Below are 19,477 nucleotides of genomic sequence, written 5' to 3'. Positions count from 1 at the left end.
TCAGGCCTGCCACATCTGGCCGTTCTTGTTCACCGCGTCCGAATAGTTCTTGTCAGCGCCTTCTGCGATCCGCTGCAACGCCGTCAGCGCCGTCTTCATCTGTTCGGCGCCGTCCTCCCATTGCTGCTGCGCCTGCGCCTGGGCGTCGGACCCGTCACCATGCCACGACGTTCGCAGAGCGGCCATGGCCTGCTCCACCTCTTCGAGGCATGCGGCCACTTCCTGGCCGAACTCCTCCATATGCCTGATCGCCGCGCGCAGCTGTGCGAAGTCCACCACGAGCATTGCCGCGCCTACTCCGCCGGCGGGGGTTCGTCGGCGGGCGGTGTCGAGTCGGCACGCCCGGACGGACTGTCGGGAGGCTCGGACCCCTCGTCGCCGGACGCGGATTCGACGGCCAGTTGCACGGCCTGTTGAACCAGACCACCAGCCACCTGGACGGCCTGTTGCGCTGTCCCTGAGGCCATCTGGCCGGCCTGTGTCGCACCACCGGCCATTTGTGCCGGCAGTTGTTCTGTCGCCGAGCCGCTCGCGGGAGAAGAAGGTTCGAGGCCCATCTGGTCCGCCAGAGCGGACTCCTGCGTAGTCGCTGCGGGGCTGCTGGTGTTGTGGCCGGCAGGGGTCGCGGCACCACCGGAGCCGCCCCCCGAACCGTCGACCTGCATCGTCGAATCCAGCATCTGGCCCGACTGTTCATCAGTCTTGGCGTACTCCTTGCCGGCGATGGTCAGCAGCTCGGACATGGTCTGTAGGCCGCGCACCACCTGGCCCGCCCCGCCGTGCCACTGATCCCACGCCGTGGCGTAAGCCGATGCTGCGTCACCCTTCCAGCCCGACCCCAACAACTGCTGAGTCTCCAGGTCCACGCTCGATAACCCGTCCTGCAGCCGTTGACCAGCGTCGCGCAGGCGTGCTGCGGCCGCGTGCAACTCCGAGACGACGACCTCCACCGAACGTCCCATCACATCCTCACAACTCGACGGCCCCGATTCAGCAGCCTAATCGCCGCCGGGATGGGTCCTGTGCGCCAATTTGGCGCCGCTCCGACCCGCGGCCTGCTGAGCGGCTGGCGTGACTGCAACAACGGGGACGCCAGGACCAACGGCCTACCGTTCACTCTCGGGCGACGGATGGCCGACGTGACGCGGTGCCGTCTGTCGGTACAACTGTGAAAAGCGGTGATCCGTCGGAACTTTCATAGGACCGGCGGATATCTGAGAGCGAGGATTCGAGCAGATGGGAAAGTCGGACGAAAGTACTGATGCTGCTGACCTTGCCGAGGGCACGTGCCATCAGTTCACCCGAGCGGTTGAATAATTCCCAGTACCCGTCGGGATCGCCCGGAACAATCTTGTACCCCGCCGCAAGTTCATTCAGATCTCTCAAGGGTCTCAATCTTTGCAAGCGGTGCTTTGATCGGTAGCCATAACCAAATAGCCCCATCAGATAGCGTTCCATCGTGGGCATCGACGTCGCGTGCAGTTCGAACTGTTCTGCCGACGCGCGGTCCGTGGACGTGAGGGTAAATCCACCGTTCGGCGCTGCCCGTATGTAACAGCGAGTCTCGCCGCCAGGTTCCGACGCGAACAGTGCTGCTTCGGTAACGCTGTTGGGCGTAACGGCAAAACCGCACAGATGTGCCCAGTCCACAAGTTCGTTGGAAATTGGGGGCGCAGTCACTCGATACTCCGTCCTCGATCAATTGTCGGACACTTGCCTTCCCGATGCGAGGCGCGTCTATTGCCGAGATAACGGCTAGCACCCATTGACAATTCTCGCTCGCGCCGCACGGAAATGGATTTCGAAGAGCTGCTGTAGCCAGGTAAGCAGTGTCACGTCGTCGGCCACTGGTCCCGGGGTTGGCAGATTGTCTTCGACGTCGGTGAGACACAGCATGAACCGCCAGGTTCCCGAGTGGTCGGCCAACCCGAAGGAGCGACGGGCATCGCAGGGCCCGAGCATGAAGTCGATGCCACCGTCGCGGGCTGACCAACACAGCTGGACATTGCAATCTGCACCGTCGTAGTAGATGGCCCACGCCGGCCGTCCGCAATACACAACACGGTCATCGATCTCGCCGAGTTGCAACCCGTATCGAGTCAATGCGGGAGTCAGAAATGCTGCTGCTTCTCTCGCGTTCATCGGGGACAGCTCCTTGGCGAACCCACACAGTGCCGTTGTCCCTGCATATCAGCCGTTGAGTTTTCGAATGCCTGCCGATGCGGACCTGCAATGCTGTTCGATGCGCCGGGCAATCCAGCGTAGCCACTGGGTCGAGTCTTCGAAATTCGAACGTTCCGCCCGGAGCGTCTCTACCAGTTCTTCGAGAGGTAACTCAGGAGCCGGTAGGAATTCAGTGAGGTAGTGCCATGTATTCGAGCGGTTGTAGAGACCGTGTTCGTTGGGGCGTCTAGCGGGGCGAGCATGCAGTTGATTTCCCCCTCCCGGGCTGACCAGTAGATCTGAAGCTTGCAGCTCTGACTTCGGAAATAGACGACCGCCCCGCTACGCCCTCCTTCATCGACCTGGCCGTCGACTTCGTCGACAGTGAACCCGAGTCGAGAAAGGGTGGGGCCGACGATCGACAGGACTTTTGGGCGAAACTGTCGTCAGCCATTGACCGTCATTTTGCATCCAGCCGTTGCACCTCTGTTATCGACAGCCAGCCTATTTCGTCCTCCCGGGGGCTCGGCGCACCAATTCAACCGCCCACCTACCCTGGACGTGTGCGCCTTCTGCTGATTGCCGACACGCACCTGCCCAAACGCGCCAAGGACCTGCCTGCGCAGGTGTGGACTGAGGTCGACGCCGCCGATGTGGTGATTCATGCCGGGGACTGGGTCGAACCGGATCTGCTCGACCAGCTCGAGGTCCGCGCCAAGCGACTGGTCGCGTGTTGGGGTAACAACGACGGGCCTGAGCTGCGCCGCCGCCTGCCCGAGCGCGCCGACGTCGTACTCGACGGGTTGCGGTTCACGGTCGTGCACGAGACCGGAGCGGCGACCGGCCGCGAAGCGCGGATGGCACGCGAGTATCCCGACACCGACGTTCTCGTCTTCGGCCACAGCCACATTCCCTGGGACACGACGGCGAAGACAGGGCTGCGGCTGCTCAATCCCGGCTCGCCGACCGACCGGCGTCGCCAGCCGTACTGCACGTACATGACCGCGACGCTGCGCAGCGGAGCGCTGCGTGACGTCGAGCTACACCGGCTCGAACGCCGCGTTTAGGGCCGGGTGACGTTTTCGTGGTGGGCCCCGCACACGAACAGGGCCAACCGCGCCGGGGTGTCACCGGGGTTGCGCCAGCGGTGGCGCGTCCCGTTCTGCACGACGGTGTCCCCGGGCTGCAACGTGACCTCCGCGCCGTCGTCGAGTTCGAGGATCACCGTGCCTTCGAGTACGACCTCGAAATCGATGGTGTCGGTGGTGTGCATCCCTGGATCCTCGAGATCCATGTAGCCGAGCAGCCCGGGCAGCTTCTCCTCCGCGTCGGCCAGCATCTCCTCGGCGTCGAGCTGCTCGGGGTCCCCGGTCGCCGTGGCATGTGGTGGCAGGGTGAACGTCGAGAAGCGAAACCCGCCGACCGGCGGAAAGTAGGTACGCCACTGCGGCATTGACCCATCGTCGGGGAAGCGCGGGGCTTCGTCGCCGCCCCACAGGAGCGTGAATTCGGAGCCGGGCAGCAGCTTGGGCACTCGAGGAGCGACCTTCTCGTCGCTGACGAACACAGACTTTCCGGACGCATCGTGTCCGGTGACGACTCGGCGAACATCCATGGCCCAAGTCAAGCACCGCGGGGTGGCTCGCGTGGCAATCTGCCGATATGGACAGCAAGCCCCCCACCCCGACGATCGAGGCAGCGCACCGGCAGCACCTGACGACGCTGCCGTTCCACGACACCCGGGACTTCGCCGACGCCGACCGCGGCTTCATCGCCGCCCTGCAGCCGTGTGTCGTCAAAGCGGCGGACGGGCGGGTGGTGTGGAACAACGACGTCTACGCGTTCCTGGACGGAGAGGCACCGCCAACGGTGCATCCGAGCCTGTGGCGGCAGTCGAAGCTCGTCGCCAAGCAGGGCCTCTACGAAGTCGTCCATGGCATCTACCAGGTGCGCGGTCTCGACCTGTCCAACATCACCTTCGTCGAGGGCGACACCGGCATCATCGTGATCGATCCGCTGGTGTCCACCGAGGTGGCTGCCGCGGCGTTGGCGCTGTATCGCGAACACCGCGGAGATCGTGCCGTCACCGCGGTGATCTACACCCACAGCCATGTCGATCACTTCGGGGGAGTGCTCGGGGTGACGACGCAGGCCGACGTCGACGCCGGGAAGGTCCCGGTGCTGGCACCGGAGGGCTTCACCGCACATGCGGTGCAGGAGAACGTTTACGCCGGCACTGCGATGACCCGTCGCGCCGCATACATGTACGGCACCGTCCTCAAGCGGGGTCCGCGCGGCCAGGTCGGGTGTGGACTCGGCCAGACCCCGTCGACGGGGGAGGTGGCGATCATCGTGCCGACCGTCGATATTCGCCGGACCGGCGAAATCCACGTCATCGACGGTGTCGAGATCGAGTTCCAGATGGCGCCGGGCACCGAGGCGCCGGCCGAAATGCACTTCTACTTCCCGCGCTTCCGCGCGTTGTGTATGGCCGAGAACGCAACGCACAACCTGCACAACCTGCTGACGTTGCGCGGTGCGCTGGTCCGTGACCCGCACGGCTGGGCCGGTTATCTGACCGAGGCGATCGACACATTCGTCGACCGCGCCGATGTCGTCTTCGCCTCGCACCACTGGCCGACGTGGGGTCGTGACAACATCGTCGAATTCCTTTCCCTGCAACGCGATCTGTATGCGTACCTGCACGACCAGACGCTGCGCCAACTGAACCAGGGCTACACCGGCATCGAGATCGCCGAGAACTTCGCGATGCCGCCGGCGCTGGAGCAGGCCTGGCATGCGCGTGGCTACTACGGCTCGGTCAGCCACAACGTCAAAGCGATCTATCAGCGCTACATGGGCTGGTTCGACGGCAACCCGGCCCGGTTGTGGCCGCACCCGCCCGAAGCGATCGGGCCGCGTTACGTCGAGGCGATGGGCGGCATCGACCGGGTGGTCGAGCTGGCCCAACACGCGTTCGACGATGGCGACTTTCGTTGGGCAGCAACTCTACTCGATCACGTGATGTTCACCGACGACAACCACAGCAGTGCGCGCGCGCTGTACGCCGACACCCTCGAGCAGTTGGCCTACGGCGCCGAGACGGCGACCTGGCGCAACTTCTTCCTGGCCGGTGCGACCGAGCTGCGCGACGGCAACTTCGGCACTCCGGTGCAGGCGAATTCGGCGTCCATGGTCAGCCAGCTGACACCCGAGCAGATGTTCGACGTGCTGGCGATCCACTGACTCAAACTTTTTGACAGGGTCGCGATATCCGCAACGCGGCCGGTGTTGAGGAGGTTGAGTGAGGGATGGTCAGATCGCGACGAACGAAGATTGCTGCCGAGGAGAAGACCCGACTGGTATTGGCTGTGCTGGCCGGGGAGATGACCGGGGCTGAGGCGGCCCGGCGGTGTGGGGTGTCATCAAATCAGGTGACCAAGTGGAAGCATCAGTTCCTAGAGGCCGGTGCCGAGCGGATGCAGGAAGTGCCCGGCGGAGCCGCGCACACGGCGGGCAGCCCTGAGCAGCGTCGGCTACGGATGGAGAATGAACAACTCAAACTGGCCTTGGCTGAAGCGACAGTCCAATTACGGATCTGGCAGCGCGGTGCTGCCTTAGCTGACCAGGTCCCTTCCAAGACCTCGAAATCCTAAGAGAGGCAGCAGGCCTGCCGGTTTCGAGGTTCGCCTTCTTAGCCGGCATCCCGGAACGGACCTACCGGCGTCGGTTGGCTCGGCTGCGCGCTGGGGATCCGCCCAAAGGTCCGTGGCCATCGCCAGTGGTTGACTGTATCGAGGAGATGGCCGCTAAATACGCTGAACAATGGCCAGCTTGGGGCTATCGCAAGGTCGCAGCTCTGATGCGCGCCGATGGCCATGAAGTCACCAATTCGTCGGTGCAGCGAGCCCTACGGCGCCGAGGTCTGTTGCTGCCGCAAGGCTTCCGCGCCGACCGAAAGTCATGGGCTGCGCTGCGCCGTCAGGTATTTCACGACCCTCCAAGCGAACGCAACCGAGTCTGGCAGACCGATTTCTCCGAGTTCGAAACCGCCCACGGTGGGATCTGGCGGATCAGCGCGGTCATCGACTACGTCACCAAGTACTGCCTGGCCATCACTGTCACGCCGACCAGTCGTGGCCGCGACGCCGTGCACTGCGTCCGGATAGCCGTTGAGGAAGCCAGCCGCGTGCTCCACCTTGCCGACCTACGCCAGGACCGCGGCCTAATGGACGTCCTCGACGAGAACGACAACACCATCGGCCGCACCCCAGCACCCATAGCCATCGTGTCCGACAACGGCTCCTGCTACCGCGGGAGAGATTTCCGGACATTGTTCACCGGCCCAGACCCGCTCCTACGCCACATCCGCACACGCATAAAATCACCACAAACAAACGGCGTCATCGAGCGGTTCTTCGAGACGCTCAAATACGAACACCTCTTCCGCGGCTACATCGGCGACGGTGATGCCCTCGACATGGAAGCCCACCGCTTCCGCATCATCTACAACACCATCCGACCCCACCAGGCCCTAAATGACCGCACCCCGCAGCAGGCCTACCTTCACCCCATAACCCACGAAACCCTGCCAACTTCTTGACTCAAGACAGCGATCAGCGTGAACGGCCCCCGCGCATGGGATCTCGACCTGGCCATCGACATTTCGTTCGCCGACGCCGGTAACAACTTTCGCCTGACGCTGCGCAACGGTGTGCTGGTCTACCGTCAGGTACCTGCCGACGCGTCGACCGCCCAGACCACCGTGCGCCTGGCGTCGAAGCTGCGACTGCTCACGCTGGCGCTCGGGGACACCACGTCTGAAGGACTCGAAATCGACGGTGACGCCGGGAACCTCAGAACCCTTCTGTCGGTGCTGGACCGGCCGGACCCCGACTTCAACATCGTCACCCCCTGATCTCCGCGGGACTAGGGGATGCCGCCGTCGGCGCGCACGATGGAGCCAGAGGTGAAGCTCGACGCGTCCGACATCAAAAACAGTGCAGCGCCGATGATTTCGTGAGGCTCGCCGGCGCGCTTCAACGCACTGCCGCCGAAGGCTTCCGCGGTGTCGAAGTTCCACGCCTTGCTGATGTCGGTCAAAAACGGCCCGGGCATCAACGTGTTGACCCGCACGCTCGGTCCGTAGGCCAGCGCCAGCGCCTCGGTCATCGCGTTCAAGCCCGCTTTGGCTGCGGCATACGGGATGAAGGACGGATCCGGACGCAGCGAGCCGTGCGTGCTGACGTTGATGATCGACCCGCCACCGTCGGCGACCATGCGCTCGCCGACCAGCACCGACAACCGGAACGGCCCTTTGAGGTTCAAGTTCAGCACCGAGTCGAACAGCTTCTCGGTCACCGAACTCAGCGAGTCGTACACCGGCGACATCCCGGCGTTGTTGACCAGCACGTCCACCCGCCCGAACCGGTCGTATGCCGCGTCGACCAGCCCGTCGAGCTCATCCCACCGCCCGACGTGCACCTGGTGCGCCAGCGCGGCGCGGCCGGTCTCGGCGGTGATCTCCTCGGCCGTGGCCACGCACGCGTCGTACTTGCGGCTGGCGATCACGACGTCGGCACCGCAGCGCGCCGCGGCGAAGGCCATCTCCCGGCCCAGGCCACGACTGCCACCGGTCACCAGGACCACTCGGTCGGTCAGGTCGAACAGCGAATCGGCATATCCACCCACGCGCCCTATGGTGACACGGTGCAATTGCTTCTGGTCCGACATGCGCTGCCGTTGCGCAGCGAGCCCGGGCAGGGCTCCGATCCCCGGCTCGCCCCGGAGGGCGTCGCGCAGGCCAAGCGCCTGCCCGACGCGCTGGCCCGGTTCCCGATCACCCGCCTGGTCAGCAGCCCCCAGGTGCGCGCAGTCGAGACCGCGCAACCGGTCGCCGACGCGCTGGACCTGCCCGTCGAAGTGGACGAGCGGCTCGCCGAGTACGACCGCGATCTCACGCACTACATCCCGATCGAGCAGATCGCTGCCGAGCGGCCCGACGAAATGGAGCGGCTGATCAACGGGCGGCTACCCAGCGGCGTCGACGAAGCTGAGTTCCTGGGCCGGGTGCGCGCCGCGGTCGACGACGTGGTCGCCGCCGCCGGGCACGACGACACCGTCGCGCTGTTCAGCCACGGCGGCGTGATCAACGTGCTGCTGCATCAGATCCTGGGCACCGAGCGGCTGCTGTCGTTCAACGTGGACTACGCATCGGTGACGCGAGTGCTGTCGTCACGCAGCGGACGACTGGCGGTGGCCGGTGTCAACAGCATCGAACACGTATGGGACTTACTGCCCCGAAGTAAGCGGTGGTAGACACATCTCCGTGAGCGACCTCGACGGACTCGACCTGAACGCACTGGACCGACACCTGCGCGAGGTCGGGGTGCCCCGCAGCGGTGACCTGCGTGCCGAACTGATCGCCGGCGGCCGATCCAACCTGACCTTCCTGGTCGGCGACGACGCCTCGCAATGGGTGCTGCGCCGTCCGCCGCTGCACGGCCTGACGCCATCAGCGCACGACATGGCCCGCGAGTACCGCGTGGTGGCCGCGCTGACCGACACCGCGGTGCCGGTCGCGAAGGCGGTCACGATGCGCAACGACGACTCCGTGCTGGGCGCGCCGTTCCAGATGGTCGAGTACGTCGCGGGTCGGGTGGTGCGTCACACCGACCAACTCGAGGCGCTCGGCGACGAGCAGACGATCCACGCGTGTGTCGACGCGCTGATCAAGGTGCTCGCCGACCTGCATGCGGTGGATCCCGAGGCGGTCGGCCTGGGTGACTTCGGCAAGCCCAGCGGCTACCTGGAGCGCCAGGTGCGGCGCTGGGGCTCACAGTGGGATCTGGTCAAACGGACCGACGACGCGCGCGATGCCGACGTCCGGAAGTTGCACGCGCTGCTCGGCGAGGCGCTGCCGCCGCAGAGCCGGACCTCGATCGTGCACGGCGACTACCGCATCGACAACACGATCCTCGACAACGACGACCCCACCAGAGTCATCGCGGTCCTGGACTGGGAGATGTCGACGCTCGGCGACCCGCTCAGCGACGCCGCGCTGATGTGTGTCTACCGCCATCCGATGTTCAACCTGGTCCACAGCGATGCCGCGTGGGCGTCGCCGCTGATCCCCGACGCCGACGGGCTGGCCCAGAAGTACTCCGAAGCTGCCGGACACTCCCTGGATCACTGGGACTTCTACATGGCGCTGGCCTACTTCAAGCTGGCGATCATCGCCGCGGGCATCGCCTACCGCGCACGTGAGGCCGGCGTCACCGACGACACCGACAAGGTCGACGAAGCGGTCGGTCCGCTGATCAGTGCGGGTCTCGAACAGCTGTCATGACGGGACCGTCGTGACGCGCCACGCGCTCACATGTGGGCTTTGAGATTTTTCTTCGCCGCGCGCCGCAGCTGGAACATCCGGACGGCGCCGACGGCCACGGCGAGCAGCCCCCCGGCGACGGCCGCGAACAGGATCGCCACGCCCAACGGCAGGCTCCAGGTCCAGCCGAGAAACGCGAACTCCGCGGACTCGGTGTTCTGCGCGATGAAGATCAGCAAGACGACCAGGATGAGAAACCCGAGCGCCAGCGACACCCACAGCGCCGCGGCGCGGGTGCGGTGAACCGCCGACTGCGGCGGAAGGGCACTCCCCATGGGGGGAGTGACGGGGGCGTCGAACGAAGACGGCTCCGGCACCGGTGCGGACGGATCGCTGGTCATTGATTCATCATTGCCCCATTGCACTCTGAATGAAACCTCTTTGCAGGTGACGTAAGGTCAGCCGATGGATCGCACCCGACGAACCAGGGCCGCCGTCGTCGTCGTTCTCGGCGTGATCGCGGCGATGTTGGCGGGCTGTGGCAGCTCCAACCCGCTCGGCGGTGGCGAGATCTCGGGCGATCTGAAATCGATCAAGGTCGGTTCGGCGGATTTCACCGAGTCGAAGATCCTGGCCGAGATCTACGCCCAGGCGCTGGAAGCCAACGGCTTCACTGTCTCGCGCCAATTCGGTATCGGCAGCCGGGAAACCTACATTCCGGCGGTGCAGGATCACTCGATCGACCTGATCCCGGAGTACACCGGAAACCTGTTGCAGTACTTCGACGCCCAGAGCGCAGCCACCACACCCGACGAGGTGCTGTTGGGTCTGCTGAAGGCACTGCCGGGCTCGCTGTCCATCCTGTATCCGTCGCCGGCCGAGGACAAAGACACCCTCGCGGTGTCGGAGCAGACCGCGCAACGCTGGAATCTGAAGACGATCGCCGACCTGGCGGCGCGCTCACCGGAGGTGAAAATAGGTGCGCCATCAGAGTTCCAGACTCGGCAAACCGGTTTGGTCGGTCTGAAACAGAAGTACGGACTGGACATCGCGCCGGCCAACTTCATCGCGATCAGCGACGGCGGCGGGCCGGCGACGGTCAAGGCGCTCACCGACGGAACCGTCACCGCAGCCAACATCTTCAGCACCTCACCGGCGATCGAGCAGAGCCGCTTGGTGGTACTCGAAGATCCCGAGAACGCGTTCCTGGCCGCGAACGTCGTACCCCTGGTCGCGTCGCAGAAGATGTCCGACGAACTCAAGACCGTGCTCGACGCCGTCAGCGCGAAGCTGACCACCGAGGCGCTGATCGAGATGAACACCTCGGTCGAAGGCAACCGCGGCGTCGATCCCGACGAAGCGGCGCGGAAATGGGTTACCGACAACGGCTTCGATCAGCCGATGGGGAAGTGATGATCACCTTCGATCACGTCACCAAGACGTACCCCGACGGCACCGTCGCGGTCGACGACCTGTCGCTGGACGTCCCTGCGGGAACCCTCACGGTGTTCGTGGGTCCGTCCGGATGCGGCAAGACCACCTCGATGCGGATGATCAACCGGATGATCGAGCCGACGTCGGGCACGCTGACCGTCGACGGCAAGGACGTCACCGAGGTCGACGCGGTCAAGCTGCGCCTCGGCATCGGCTACGTCATCCAGAGCGCCGGGCTGATGCCGCATCTGCGCGTCGTCGACAACGTCGCCACGGTCCCGGTGCTGCGTGGCGAATCCCGCCGCAGCGCACGCAAATCCGCGATCGCGGTGATGGAGCGGGTCGGGCTCGATCCCAAGCTGGCCGACCGGTATCCGGCTCAGTTGTCCGGTGGCCAGCAGCAACGGGTCGGGGTGGCACGCGCCCTGGCCGGCGACCCGCCGATCCTGCTGATGGACGAACCGTTCAGCGCGGTGGACCCGGTGGTCCGCGAGGATCTGCAGACCGAGATCCTGCGACTGCAGAGCGAACTGCGCAAGACGATCGTCTTCGTCACCCACGACATCGACGAGGCGGTCAAACTCGGCGAGCGGGTCGCGGTCTTCGGTCGCGGCGGAGTGCTCCTCCAGTACGACGCACCCGCGCGGCTGCTGTCCAATCCGGCCGACGACGACGTCGCCGCGTTCGTCGGCGCCGACCGTGGATACCGGGGTCTGCAGTTCTTCCACGCGACCGGCGTGCCGCTGCTCGACATCCGCCACGTCGGCGAACCCGAAATCGACTCTTTGACACTCGGTCCCGACGACTGGGTGCTGGTGACCCGGCCCGACGGCACACCGTACGGATGGATCAACGCCGCCGGCGTCGCCCTGCACCGCGACGGACGCTCGCTCTACGACAGCACCACTGCGGGCGGGTCTCTGTTCCGGCCCGACGGCACGTTGCGGCTGGCCTTGGATGCCGCGCTGTCCTCGCCCTCGGGGCTCGGAGTGGCTGTCGACGCAGACGGCCAGGTCATCGGCGGGATCCGCGCCGACGACGTGATCGACGCGCTGGACAAGCAGCGCACCGCCCGGCAAGCCGAAGGCTGAGCCGGTGCGCTACCTGGTCACCCACCTCGACGACCTGTGGACGTTGGCAGTGATCCACCTGCGGTTGTCGCTGATTCCGATCGTGCTGGGCCTGCTGATCGCGGTGCCGCTCGGTGCGCTCGTGCAACGCACGACGGTACTGCGGCGACTGACCACCGTGACCGCCAGCATCGTCTTCACGATCCCGTCGCTGGCGCTGTTCGTGGTGCTGCCGCTGATCATCCCGACCCGCATCCTCGATGAAGCCAACGTCATCGTGGCATTGACGTTGTACACGGTGGCGCTGTTGGTGCGCGCGGTGCCGGAGGCCCTCGACGCGGTGTCCCCGGCAGTCCTCGACGCCGCCACCGCGGTCGGCTACAAGCCTCTGACCCGGATGCTGAGAGTCGAACTGCCCCTGGCGCTTCCGGTGCTGATCGCCAGCCTGCGGGTGGTGGCCGTCACGAACATCTCCATGGTCGCGGTCGGCTCGGTGATCGGCATCGGCGGGCTCGGCACGTGGTTCACCGAGGGCTACCAGGCCAACAAGAGCGACCAGATCATCGCCGGCATCATCGCGATCTTCGTGCTCGCCATCGTCATCGACACTCTGATCATGGTCATCGGGAAGATGCTGACCCCCTGGACTCGGGCCGACCGCAGCCCCAAGGCGAAGGCGGGAGCGGCCGCATGAACTTCCTGCAGGACGCGTTGTCGTTCATCTTCACCGCAGCCAACTGGGGTGGACCGGCCGGACTGACCGCGCGCATCGCCGAGCACCTCGAGTACACCGCCCTCGCAGTGGTCTTCGCCGCACTGATCGCCGTACCGCTGGGCATGGTCATCGGGCACACCGGACGCGGCACCTTCCTCGTCGTCACCGGAGTCAACGCGTTACGCGCCCTGCCGACGCTCGGTGTGCTGCTCCTCGGTGTGCTGCTCTGGGGTCTGGGACTCGTCGGGCCCACCGTGGCGCTGATGCTGCTCGGCATCCCGCCGCTGCTGGCCGGCACCTATGCGGGCATCGCGAACGTCGACCGGACCGTCGTCGACGCCGCCCGGTCGATGGGCATGACCGAACGCAGGATCCTGCTGCGCGTCGAGACGCCGAATGCGATGCCGCTGATCCTCGGCGGGCTGCGCACCGCGACGCTGCAGGTGGTCGCCACCGCGACGGTCGCGGCTTACGCCAGCCTCGGCGGGCTGGGCCGCTACCTGATCGACGGCATCAAGGTCCGCGAGTTCTATCTGGCGCTGGTCGGCGCCCTGATGGTGACCGCGCTCGCGTTGCTCCTCGACGCAGTGCTCGCGTTCGCGGTGTGGCTCTCGGTCCCGGGCAGCGGCCGATGGGACCGGCTGCGCCGGATGCCGCAGCCGTTCCTTGGTGACGAGGTGACTCTGGAGACCGTCGCACCGCGATCCGGTGCATCCGGCGGCGACCGCCGGAAGCCGTCGCATACGGTAGAGGGATGAGTGAAGCCGATCGCTCTGGCGAACGCGAGGTGCACCGGTCAGTCCTGACCTGGCGGGCTCACCATGAGCCGCGCATGGAGTCGACGCGTGTGCAGCTCTCCGGTAAACGCATCAAGGCCTACGGCCGCATCGTCAACGCGGCGACCTCGACGCATCCGGCGTTCAGCGCGTCCTACGACCTGGTCACCGATGAGCACGGCGCCACCAAACGGCTGTCGCTGACCGTGACGCTGGCCGAACGCGAGCGTCAGCTCTCCATCGCGCGCGACGAAGAGAACATGTGGCTGGTGCAGGAGCATGCGGGACAGACGCGGCGCTCCGCGTTCGACGGCGCGCTCGACGTCGACGTGCTGCTCAGCCCGTTCTTCAACTCCCTGTCGATCCGTCGCCTCGGGCTGCACCTCGACGGTGCGCCGGTCACGCTGCCGGTCGTCTACGTGCGGGTGCTGCCGGAGCTGTCGGTCGACGGCGCCGAGATGAGTTACGCGCCCGGTGGTGACGGGATCAAACTGCACTCGCCGGTTGCCGACACCACCATCTCGGTCGACGCGGACGGCTTCATCGTCGATTACCCAGGGTTGGCAGAGCGGATCTGATGACGCCGCCGGCGCGACCGGCCGCGGCCAGTTCGTCGCGCCAGTCTTCGGCGCCGATCACGACGGTCACGATGTCGGGCCGGTCGAAGCGCTCGTAGCGGATGCGCGCGGCATGACCCGCCTCGACCAGCTCGGCCACCGACTGCCGATGCGCGAGATGTTCGCGCGCGTCGGCCAACAGCCGCAGCGTCTCGTCCAGCACGGGCAGCAGCTGATCGGCGTTGGCCTCACACATCGCGCGCACCAGATCCGGCGCGGTCGCCGCCACCCTGGTGCCGTCACGGAACGAGCCGGCCGCCAATGCGAAGGCCAGCGGCACCTCGCCGGCGGTGGTGGCCAGGGCCTCGGCGAGCAGGTGCGGCAGATGCGAGATGGTGGCCGCTGCCGTGTCGTGCTCGTCGGAGCGGGCCGGCACCACCACCGCGCCGCAGTCCAGCGCCAGCGTCATCACCTCGGTCCAGACCTCAGCGTCGACGTGGTCGTCGACACTGACGACCCAGGCCGCGTGGTGGAACAGGCCGGGGTCACCGGCCGCCCAGCCGGAGTGCGCGGTTCCGGCCATCGGGTGGCCGCCGACGAACCGGTCCAGCAACCCGGCCTTGGCGACCTCGTCGAGCACGGCGCCTTTCACGCTCGTCACGTCGGTCAGCGGGCACTGTGGCGCGACGGCACGGATGTGACGCAGCATCACGGGCAGTGCGGGGACCGGTACCGCGACCACGATCAGCGCGTTCGTCTCGGCGGCACGCTGGAGGACTGCGTCGAGGTTGGCCGACGCGTCGTAGCCGTCCGCGCAGGCAGCGTCGACGCCCTCGACCGACCGGTTGTACCCGAACACCTCGCGCCCGGCCTGGCGGGCCGCACGCATCAGAGAGCCGCCGATCAGGCCCAGACCGAGCACGCACACCGGTGTCTTCGCCACGGTTTCCAGGTTGGCACACCGGCCCGTGGCGGCGGCGGCCAGGCGGCGCGGACTCGCTGGTCAACGCGTTGACTCAGGACTACGGTTAGCTGCCATGGGAGCGCAGCGTGCACAGACACAGCAGCAGGCGGTCGACGTTCCTGACGGCTTCGGTGTGGCGGTCGTCCGCGAGGACGGCAAGTGGCGATGCAGCCCGATGCGGCCGGCGGCGTTGAGCAGTTTGACGGCGGCCGAAACGGAGCTTTGCGAACTACGCAGCGCCGGAGCGGTTTTCGGGATCCTCGACGTCGACGACGAGTTCTTCGTGATCGTGCGACCCGCGCCGCGCGGCACCCGGCTGCTGCTGTCGGACGCGACGGCCGCGCTGGACTACGACATCGCCGCCGAGGTGCTCGAGCGGCTCGACGCCGATATCGACGACGACGAACTCGACGACGCCGACCCGTTCGAAGAGGGCGACCTCGCGGTGCTCTCCGATGTCGGGCTGCCCGAACCGGTGCTGTCGGTGATCCTGTCCGAGACCGACCTGTACGCCGACGAGCAGGTCGGCCGGATTGCCCGCGAGATGGGGTTCGCCGACGAGTTGTCGGCGGTCCTGGACCGTATGGGCAGGTGAATTCCGCCGACGAGGATCTGATCCGGGCGGCGTTGCAGGCGGCTTCGGCCGCCGGTGAGCGTGACGTGCCGATCGGCGCCGTCGTCGTCGCCGCAGACGGCACAGAGTTGGCGCGCGCCGCGAACGCACGCGAGGCGCTCGGCGATCCCACCGCGCACGCGGAGATCCTCGCCCTGCGCTCGGCGGCCGCGGTGCTCGGCGACGGCTGGCGGCTGGAAGGCGCGACGCTGGCCGTGACCGTCGAACCCTGCACGATGTGCGCCGGCGCGCTGGTGATGGCCCGGATCGGGCGGCTGGTGTTCGGCACCTGGGAGCCCAAGACCGGCGCGGTGGGCTCGCTGTGGGACGTGGTGCGCGACCGGCGACTGACGCACCGCCCGCAGGTGCGCGGCGGCGTGCTGGCCGCTGAATGCGCGCGCCCGCTGGAGGAGTTCTTCGCCCGGCAGCGGTGAGCGATCGTGTGCGCCCAGATTGCGATTCCGGCCCCGTTGGCGATCTGTGCGCACACTGGCGGCGCCTCGCGGTTTGGGATCGTGGCGGGTGGGTCGGTAAGCTGCCACACGGTGGCGTGTCCGAGCGGCCTAAGGAGCACGCCTCGAAAGCGTGTGACGGGTAACCCCCGTCCGAGGGTTCAAATCCCTCCGCCACCGCCATACGCAGTCAGCCCTGTCATCACGTGATGACAGGGCTGACTGCTAGAGCGGTCTACTTCTTGAACGCGTCTTTGATCTTCTCGCCGGCGTCCTTGATGCTGGACTTCGCCTGGTCGACCTTGCCCTCGTTCTCGGTGCTCTTGTCACCGGTGAGCTTGCCGACACCCTCTTTGGCCTTGCCGCCGAGGTCGTCGACCTTGTTGCTTGCCTTGTCGTCGGCACCCATGTTGCGTCCTTCCGCAGTGCAGCCGGCCCGGGTTCGGGCCATGCGGGCTGGATACCTTCGAGCACAGACATCGAAACCCTCAGATCAACTGCGTCACCTGCTCCGCGAGCGCCTCGCCGAGCGCCCGGTTGTTCTCCTCGGTGAAATGCACCCCGTCGACGCCGTCGGTGGAGATGACCGAGCCCGCATCGAAGAACGGCACCTTCATGAAGGACGCCATCGCGCTGTACACCTCGGCCAGACGCGCGGTCTTGTCCTGGCTGCCCTCGAAGATCAGCCGGAACCACGGATGCGGCGTCGCCGACATCGGCGGCGGCGCGACCACCAGCACCTGCGGCGCGGGATAGCCGGTGCCGACGCCGCCGGCGCTGGTGAGCACCTGCGTCGCCAACACCGACATGCCCAGGGCGATGTCCAGGGGGCTGCGATGGAAGTACGCCTTGGTGTCGTTGGTGCCCAGCATCAGGATCACCAGATCCAGCGGCAGATGGCCGGCCAGACACGACGGCAGATACTTCGCGCCGTTGAGCCGTGTGTCGGTCGGATCGTCGAGATTGGTGGTGCGCGCCGACAGCCCCTCCTCGACGACCTCGAAGCCGTCACCCAGCCGGTCGGCCAGCACGCCGGTCCACCGGACATCGGCCGGGAAGCGCTCGGTCGGCATGCCGTCAGCGACCGGCACCCAACCCCATGTCAGCGAATCTCCAAAGCACAGAATCCTTTTCACTGTCATATCACCACCGTAACGCGCACCGGCGTAGGCTCCGGCTGTGACCGACCCTGGTGTGCCGGGCCCGCGCGACGAACTCGCCGCGCGGGTGCGCGATGTCGTCGACGCGGCGGACATGGCGCTCGCTCAGCTGTGCGACTTCCTGGGCGAACTCGACGACGACGATCCCGCCGGCCCCGCCGTGCGCAACGCCAAGGTGGCCAACGACCAGCTGCACCGAAAGGCGCAACAGGTGATCGACCGGGTCACCGGCCGCCCCGTCACCTGATCCGCTCGCGCGCCGAATCCAGCACGGCCCCGGCGTCGGTCCATGTGCGCCGCACGATCTCGGCGACCGGCTCCAAGCCGGTGATCCGCGCCGACACCTGACCGGTGTTGGCGACGCTGGCATCCAGGTCGCCCTCGAAGTACAGATCGTTGATACGACCGAGCAACTCGGCCTGTTCGCCTTGGTCGCTCAGCGTCGCGGCCAGCCCGGTACGCAGCACCCGCATCGTCGGGTTGCCCGGCACGCTGAGCATCACCGTGCCCGCGTCGTCGGCGGCGACGATCGCGTCCTTGAAGTTCGCGTGCACTGCCGCTTCGACACTGGCCAGCATGCGGGTGCCCATCTGCACACCTTCGGCGCCCAACACCACCGCGGCCGCGCACGAGCGGGCATCGCACACCCCGCCGGCGCAGATGATCGGGAGGTCCACCCGCTCGGCCACCAGCGGCAGCAGCACCATCGTCGAGGCCCCGAGCGCGGACTTGAACCCGCCGCCCTCCACGCCTTCGACCACCAGCGCGTCGACACCGGCGTCGGCGGCCTTCAACGCCGCCTTCAACGAACCCACCACGTGGACGACCGTCATGCCGGCGTCGTGCAGCCGTGACGTGAACAGCGCGGGATCACCCGCGGAGGTGAAGACGTGCCGCACCCCGGCGGCGACCAGCACGTCGACGATGGACGGATCGCGTTTCCAGCCTTGGATCATCAGGTTCGCCGCGACCGGCCGATCGGTGAGTGTCCGCACCCGGACGAGGTCTTCGCGGCCCTGCGGGGTCAGCGTCTCGATCATGCCGAGCCCGCCGCCTTCGGACACCGCCGCGGCAAGCTCGGCGCGGGCGATGTAGGTCATCGGTGCCTGCACCACGGGATAGCGGACACCGAGCAATTCCTGAACACGATTGGTCACGTTGCCCATCCTGCTACGGTCCGGGCGTGTATCGGGTGATCCAGTGGGGTACAGGCGCGGTCGGCACCGAGATGATCGCCGCGATCCTGGACCGCAGAACCGACCTGCAGCTCGTCGGCGCCAAGGTCTACTCCGAGGACAAGGACGGTGCCGACCTCGGTGAACTCGTCGGACGAGAACCGATCGGGGTGGCCGCCACCCGCGACGTCGACGCGCTGCTTACGCTCGATGCCGACTGCGTGCTCTACACGCCGCGCATCGCCCGTCTCGACGAGGTGTGCGCCCTCCTGGCCAGCGGCAAAAACGTTGCAACGACGGCATTTCTCTTCCATCCGCGCCGTCTGCCGCCCGACGACAGAGACCGGTTACAGGCGGCCTGCGCGACGGGACACAGCTCAGTGCACGGCAGCGGCCTGAACCCGGGGAACCTGTCCGGGGTGCTGCCGCTGGCGCTGTCGGGCATGAGCCGCACCATCGAGAAGATCACGCTGCAGGAGCGGGCGGACTGGTCGGTGTACGAGAGCACCGCGATCACGTTCGACAACATGTGCTTCGGTCGCCCGGTCGACGAAATCACGCCGACGGCAACGGAATTCCTGTCCTTCAACAGCGCGCTGTTCAGCGAGCAGGTGTGGTTCCTCGGTGACGAATTGGGTGCCGGTCTCGACGAGGTGACCGCTTCTGTCGAAGCTGTTGCCGCACAACAGGATCACCAGATATTCGACCACGTGCTCCGCGCGGGTACCACCGCGGGGCAACGCTGGCGCTGGACCGGGCTGCGGCAGGGCGAACCACGGATCGAGATCGAGACGCTGTGGACCGTCGGCGGCGAGTACCCCGAGCACTGGCCGGCGCCGCAGCACGGTTGGACGCTGACCATCGAGGGCGACCCGTCGATGCGCACCCACTTCTTCTCGCTGGCGAGCTTCAGCCGTGCCGCCGAAATGGCCGAGCACGTGCGGTCCGCGAACGTCGCCACCGCGATGCAGGTCCTCAACGCGGTGCCGGCGGTGTGCGAGGCACCGCCGGGTTTCGCGACGTCGGCGACGCTCCCGTTGATAAGGAACGCCGCGGCCTTCTCGCAGTAGC

Annotated in this window: 25 protein-coding genes, 1 tRNA gene and 2 pseudogenes; 17 read left to right on the top strand and 11 right to left on the bottom strand. The window is 66.7% G+C overall.

The genetic code is table 11. The features are described from left to right. From ACQI46_RS24630 to ACQI46_RS24615, 4 genes are all read right to left on the bottom strand, one after another. Nucleotides 1-285, bottom strand: a complete 285-nt coding sequence (locus ACQI46_RS24630; protein ID WP_427096665.1) for a WXG100 family type VII secretion target — start codon at nucleotides 283-285, stop codon at nucleotides 1-3. Nucleotides 286-293: 8 nt separating this feature from the next. Continuing rightward, nucleotides 294-962, bottom strand: a complete 669-nt coding sequence (locus tag ACQI46_RS24625; protein ID WP_427096664.1) for a WXG100 family type VII secretion target — start codon at nucleotides 960-962, stop codon at nucleotides 294-296. Between the two features lie 151 nt (nucleotides 963-1,113). Beyond that, complete coding sequence (locus tag ACQI46_RS24620; RefSeq protein ID WP_427096663.1) at nucleotides 1,114-1,680, bottom strand: Imm61 family immunity protein; 567 nt, start codon at nucleotides 1,678-1,680, stop codon at nucleotides 1,114-1,116. Nucleotides 1,681-1,755: 75 nt separating this feature from the next. Continuing rightward, nucleotides 1,756-2,142 (bottom strand): hypothetical protein, encoded by a 387-nt coding sequence (locus tag ACQI46_RS24615; RefSeq protein WP_427096662.1) that lies wholly within the window; start codon nucleotides 2,140-2,142, stop codon nucleotides 1,756-1,758. A 584-nt stretch (nucleotides 2,143-2,726) separates the two neighbouring features. On the opposite strand from ACQI46_RS24615, the gene ACQI46_RS24610 reads away from it, so the two are divergent. Beyond that, complete coding sequence (locus ACQI46_RS24610) at nucleotides 2,727-3,230, top strand: metallophosphoesterase family protein (RefSeq protein WP_427096661.1); 504 nt, start codon at nucleotides 2,727-2,729, stop codon at nucleotides 3,228-3,230. On the opposite strand, the gene ACQI46_RS24605 is transcribed toward ACQI46_RS24610, so the two are convergent. Further along, nucleotides 3,227-3,778, bottom strand: coding sequence for a cupin domain-containing protein (locus ACQI46_RS24605; protein WP_427096660.1), 552 nt, complete (start codon nucleotides 3,776-3,778; stop codon nucleotides 3,227-3,229). The genes ACQI46_RS24610 and ACQI46_RS24605 overlap by 4 nt on opposite strands. 47 nt (nucleotides 3,779-3,825) lie before the next feature. Here ACQI46_RS24605 and ACQI46_RS24600 point away from each other — a divergent pair. The 4 genes and pseudogenes from ACQI46_RS24600 to ACQI46_RS24585 form a co-directional block, all read left to right on the top strand. Continuing rightward, nucleotides 3,826-5,403 (top strand): annotated as a pseudogene (locus tag ACQI46_RS24600) (alkyl/aryl-sulfatase); the annotation flags it as partial. 71 nt (nucleotides 5,404-5,474) lie between these two features. Next, nucleotides 5,475-5,819, top strand: coding sequence for a transposase (locus tag ACQI46_RS24595; RefSeq protein WP_427096659.1), 345 nt, complete (start codon nucleotides 5,475-5,477; stop codon nucleotides 5,817-5,819). Nucleotides 5,820-5,965: 146 nt separating this feature from the next. After that, on the top strand, nucleotides 5,966-6,766 hold the full coding sequence (locus ACQI46_RS24590) for a transposase (RefSeq protein ID WP_427094289.1): 801 nt from the start codon (nucleotides 5,966-5,968) through the stop codon (nucleotides 6,764-6,766). Between the two features lie 9 nt (nucleotides 6,767-6,775). Then, a pseudogene (locus ACQI46_RS24585) lies at nucleotides 6,776-7,081 on the top strand (alkyl sulfatase C-terminal domain-containing protein); the annotation flags it as partial. 11 nt (nucleotides 7,082-7,092) lie between these two features. On the opposite strand, the gene ACQI46_RS24580 reads toward ACQI46_RS24585, so the two are convergent. Next, nucleotides 7,093-7,896, bottom strand: a complete 804-nt coding sequence (locus tag ACQI46_RS24580; protein ID WP_427096658.1) for an SDR family NAD(P)-dependent oxidoreductase — start codon at nucleotides 7,894-7,896, stop codon at nucleotides 7,093-7,095. On the opposite strand from ACQI46_RS24580, the gene ACQI46_RS24575 reads away from it, so the two are divergent. After that, the gene (locus ACQI46_RS24575) at nucleotides 7,873-8,481 is read left to right on the top strand and encodes a histidine phosphatase family protein (protein ID WP_427096657.1); all 609 of its coding nucleotides are present in this window, start codon (nucleotides 7,873-7,875) and stop codon (nucleotides 8,479-8,481) included. The genes ACQI46_RS24580 and ACQI46_RS24575 overlap by 24 nt on opposite strands. 10 nt (nucleotides 8,482-8,491) lie before the next feature. Then, nucleotides 8,492-9,511, top strand: a complete 1,020-nt coding sequence (locus tag ACQI46_RS24570; RefSeq protein ID WP_427096656.1) for a phosphotransferase family protein — start codon at nucleotides 8,492-8,494, stop codon at nucleotides 9,509-9,511. 26 nt (nucleotides 9,512-9,537) lie between these two features. On the opposite strand, the gene ACQI46_RS24565 is transcribed toward ACQI46_RS24570, so the two are convergent. After that, a complete protein-coding gene (locus ACQI46_RS24565; RefSeq protein WP_427096655.1) occupies nucleotides 9,538-9,891 on the bottom strand; it encodes a LapA family protein in 354 nt (117 codons plus the stop codon). 64 nt (nucleotides 9,892-9,955) lie between these two features. Between ACQI46_RS24565 and ACQI46_RS24560 the strand changes: the two genes are divergently transcribed. Genes ACQI46_RS24560 through ACQI46_RS24540 form a run of 5 tightly spaced genes read left to right on the top strand, consistent with a single transcriptional unit; the run spans nucleotide 9,956 to nucleotide 14,063 of the window. Next, nucleotides 9,956-10,903 (top strand): ABC transporter substrate-binding protein, encoded by a 948-nt coding sequence (locus ACQI46_RS24560; RefSeq protein WP_427096654.1) that lies wholly within the window; start codon nucleotides 9,956-9,958, stop codon nucleotides 10,901-10,903. After that, on the top strand, nucleotides 10,903-12,015 hold the full coding sequence (locus ACQI46_RS24555; RefSeq protein WP_427096653.1) for an ABC transporter ATP-binding protein: 1,113 nt from the start codon (nucleotides 10,903-10,905) through the stop codon (nucleotides 12,013-12,015). The genes ACQI46_RS24560 and ACQI46_RS24555 overlap by 1 nt, the downstream gene beginning before the upstream one ends. Before the next feature lie 4 nt (nucleotides 12,016-12,019). After that, nucleotides 12,020-12,688: an ABC transporter permease gene (locus ACQI46_RS24550; protein ID WP_427096652.1), complete on the top strand. Its 669-nt coding sequence runs from the start codon at nucleotides 12,020-12,022 to the stop codon at nucleotides 12,686-12,688. Continuing rightward, nucleotides 12,685-13,467: an ABC transporter permease gene (locus tag ACQI46_RS24545; protein ID WP_427096651.1), complete on the top strand. Its 783-nt coding sequence runs from the start codon at nucleotides 12,685-12,687 to the stop codon at nucleotides 13,465-13,467. The genes ACQI46_RS24550 and ACQI46_RS24545 overlap by 4 nt, the downstream gene beginning before the upstream one ends. Continuing rightward, the gene (locus ACQI46_RS24540; RefSeq protein WP_427096650.1) at nucleotides 13,464-14,063 is read left to right on the top strand and encodes a putative glycolipid-binding domain-containing protein; all 600 of its coding nucleotides are present in this window, start codon (nucleotides 13,464-13,466) and stop codon (nucleotides 14,061-14,063) included. Before ACQI46_RS24545 ends, ACQI46_RS24540 begins: the two co-directional genes overlap by 4 nt. Here the strand turns inward: ACQI46_RS24540 and ACQI46_RS24535 are convergent. Next, a complete protein-coding gene (locus tag ACQI46_RS24535) occupies nucleotides 14,026-14,970 on the bottom strand; it encodes a prephenate dehydrogenase (RefSeq protein WP_427096695.1) in 945 nt (314 codons plus the stop codon). The genes ACQI46_RS24540 and ACQI46_RS24535 overlap by 38 nt on opposite strands. A 109-nt stretch (nucleotides 14,971-15,079) precedes the next feature. Here ACQI46_RS24535 and ACQI46_RS24530 point away from each other — a divergent pair, with 109 nt between their 5' ends. From ACQI46_RS24530 to ACQI46_RS24520, 3 genes are all read left to right on the top strand, one after another. After that, on the top strand, nucleotides 15,080-15,601 hold the full coding sequence (locus ACQI46_RS24530; RefSeq protein ID WP_427096649.1) for a tRNA adenosine deaminase-associated protein: 522 nt from the start codon (nucleotides 15,080-15,082) through the stop codon (nucleotides 15,599-15,601). After that, entirely contained in the window at nucleotides 15,598-16,053 is a 456-nt protein-coding gene (locus tag ACQI46_RS24525) for a nucleoside deaminase (protein ID WP_427096648.1), read from the top strand. Before ACQI46_RS24530 ends, ACQI46_RS24525 begins: the two co-directional genes overlap by 4 nt. A 110-nt stretch (nucleotides 16,054-16,163) precedes the next feature. Next, nucleotides 16,164-16,254, top strand: a tRNA-Ser gene (locus tag ACQI46_RS24520). A gap of 52 nt (nucleotides 16,255-16,306) precedes the next feature. Here ACQI46_RS24520 and ACQI46_RS24515 read toward each other — a convergent pair. Further along, entirely contained in the window at nucleotides 16,307-16,480 is a 174-nt protein-coding gene (locus tag ACQI46_RS24515) for a CsbD family protein (RefSeq protein ID WP_427096694.1), read from the bottom strand. Nucleotides 16,481-16,559: 79 nt separating this feature from the next. Beyond that, on the bottom strand, nucleotides 16,560-17,213 hold the full coding sequence (locus tag ACQI46_RS24510) for an SGNH/GDSL hydrolase family protein (RefSeq protein ID WP_427096647.1): 654 nt from the start codon (nucleotides 17,211-17,213) through the stop codon (nucleotides 16,560-16,562). A gap of 37 nt (nucleotides 17,214-17,250) precedes the next feature. Between ACQI46_RS24510 and ACQI46_RS24505 the strand changes: the two genes are divergently transcribed. Next, nucleotides 17,251-17,478 carry a hypothetical protein gene (locus tag ACQI46_RS24505; RefSeq protein WP_427096646.1) on the top strand — a complete coding sequence of 76 codons (228 nt, stop codon included), beginning with the start codon at nucleotides 17,251-17,253 and terminating at the stop codon, nucleotides 17,476-17,478. Here the strand turns inward: ACQI46_RS24505 and ACQI46_RS24500 are convergent. Further along, nucleotides 17,471-18,388, bottom strand: a complete 918-nt coding sequence (locus tag ACQI46_RS24500; protein WP_427096645.1) for an NAD(P)H-dependent flavin oxidoreductase — start codon at nucleotides 18,386-18,388, stop codon at nucleotides 17,471-17,473. The genes ACQI46_RS24505 and ACQI46_RS24500 overlap by 8 nt on opposite strands. A 71-nt stretch (nucleotides 18,389-18,459) precedes the next feature. On the opposite strand from ACQI46_RS24500, the gene ACQI46_RS24495 reads away from it, so the two are divergent. Continuing rightward, a complete protein-coding gene (locus ACQI46_RS24495) occupies nucleotides 18,460-19,476 on the top strand; it encodes a dihydrodipicolinate reductase (RefSeq protein WP_427096693.1) in 1,017 nt (338 codons plus the stop codon). Nucleotide 19,477 lies beyond the last annotated feature (1 nt).

Source organism: Mycobacterium sp. SMC-4, assembly GCF_050205565.1.
Classification (GTDB): Bacteria; Actinomycetota; Actinomycetes; order Mycobacteriales; family Mycobacteriaceae; genus Mycobacterium.
The sequence above is the reverse complement of the archived record's forward strand: the minus strand, read 5'-3'. Positions and strand labels throughout refer to the sequence as shown.

Coding starts and splice junctions, on each gene's coding strand:
- ACQI46_RS24630 (WP_427096665.1), bottom strand. CDS start 285: ATGCTCGTGGTGGACTTCGCACAGCTGCGCGCGGCGATCAGGCATATG.
- ACQI46_RS24625 (WP_427096664.1), bottom strand. CDS start 962: ATGGGACGTTCGGTGGAGGTCGTCGTCTCGGAGTTGCACGCGGCCGCA.
- ACQI46_RS24615 (WP_427096662.1), bottom strand. CDS start 2,142: ATGAACGCGAGAGAAGCAGCAGCATTTCTGACTCCCGCATTGACTCGA.
- ACQI46_RS24605 (WP_427096660.1), bottom strand. CDS start 3,778: ATGGATGTTCGCCGAGTCGTCACCGGACACGATGCGTCCGGAAAGTCT.
- ACQI46_RS24595 (WP_427096659.1), top strand. CDS start 5,475: ATGGTCAGATCGCGACGAACGAAGATTGCTGCCGAGGAGAAGACCCGA.
- ACQI46_RS24590 (WP_427094289.1), top strand. CDS start 5,966: ATGGCCGCTAAATACGCTGAACAATGGCCAGCTTGGGGCTATCGCAAG.
- ACQI46_RS24580 (WP_427096658.1), bottom strand. CDS start 7,896: ATGTCGGACCAGAAGCAATTGCACCGTGTCACCATAGGGCGCGTGGGT.
- ACQI46_RS24565 (WP_427096655.1), bottom strand. CDS start 9,891: ATGACCAGCGATCCGTCCGCACCGGTGCCGGAGCCGTCTTCGTTCGAC.
- ACQI46_RS24560 (WP_427096654.1), top strand. CDS start 9,956: ATGGATCGCACCCGACGAACCAGGGCCGCCGTCGTCGTCGTTCTCGGC.
- ACQI46_RS24555 (WP_427096653.1), top strand. CDS start 10,903: ATGATCACCTTCGATCACGTCACCAAGACGTACCCCGACGGCACCGTC.
- ACQI46_RS24545 (WP_427096651.1), top strand. CDS start 12,685: ATGAACTTCCTGCAGGACGCGTTGTCGTTCATCTTCACCGCAGCCAAC.
- ACQI46_RS24540 (WP_427096650.1), top strand. CDS start 13,464: ATGAGTGAAGCCGATCGCTCTGGCGAACGCGAGGTGCACCGGTCAGTC.
- ACQI46_RS24530 (WP_427096649.1), top strand. CDS start 15,080: ATGGGAGCGCAGCGTGCACAGACACAGCAGCAGGCGGTCGACGTTCCT.
- ACQI46_RS24515 (WP_427096694.1), bottom strand. CDS start 16,480: ATGGGTGCCGACGACAAGGCAAGCAACAAGGTCGACGACCTCGGCGGC.
- ACQI46_RS24510 (WP_427096647.1), bottom strand. CDS start 17,213: ATGACAGTGAAAAGGATTCTGTGCTTTGGAGATTCGCTGACATGGGGT.
- ACQI46_RS24495 (WP_427096693.1), top strand. CDS start 18,460: ATGATCGCCGCGATCCTGGACCGCAGAACCGACCTGCAGCTCGTCGGC.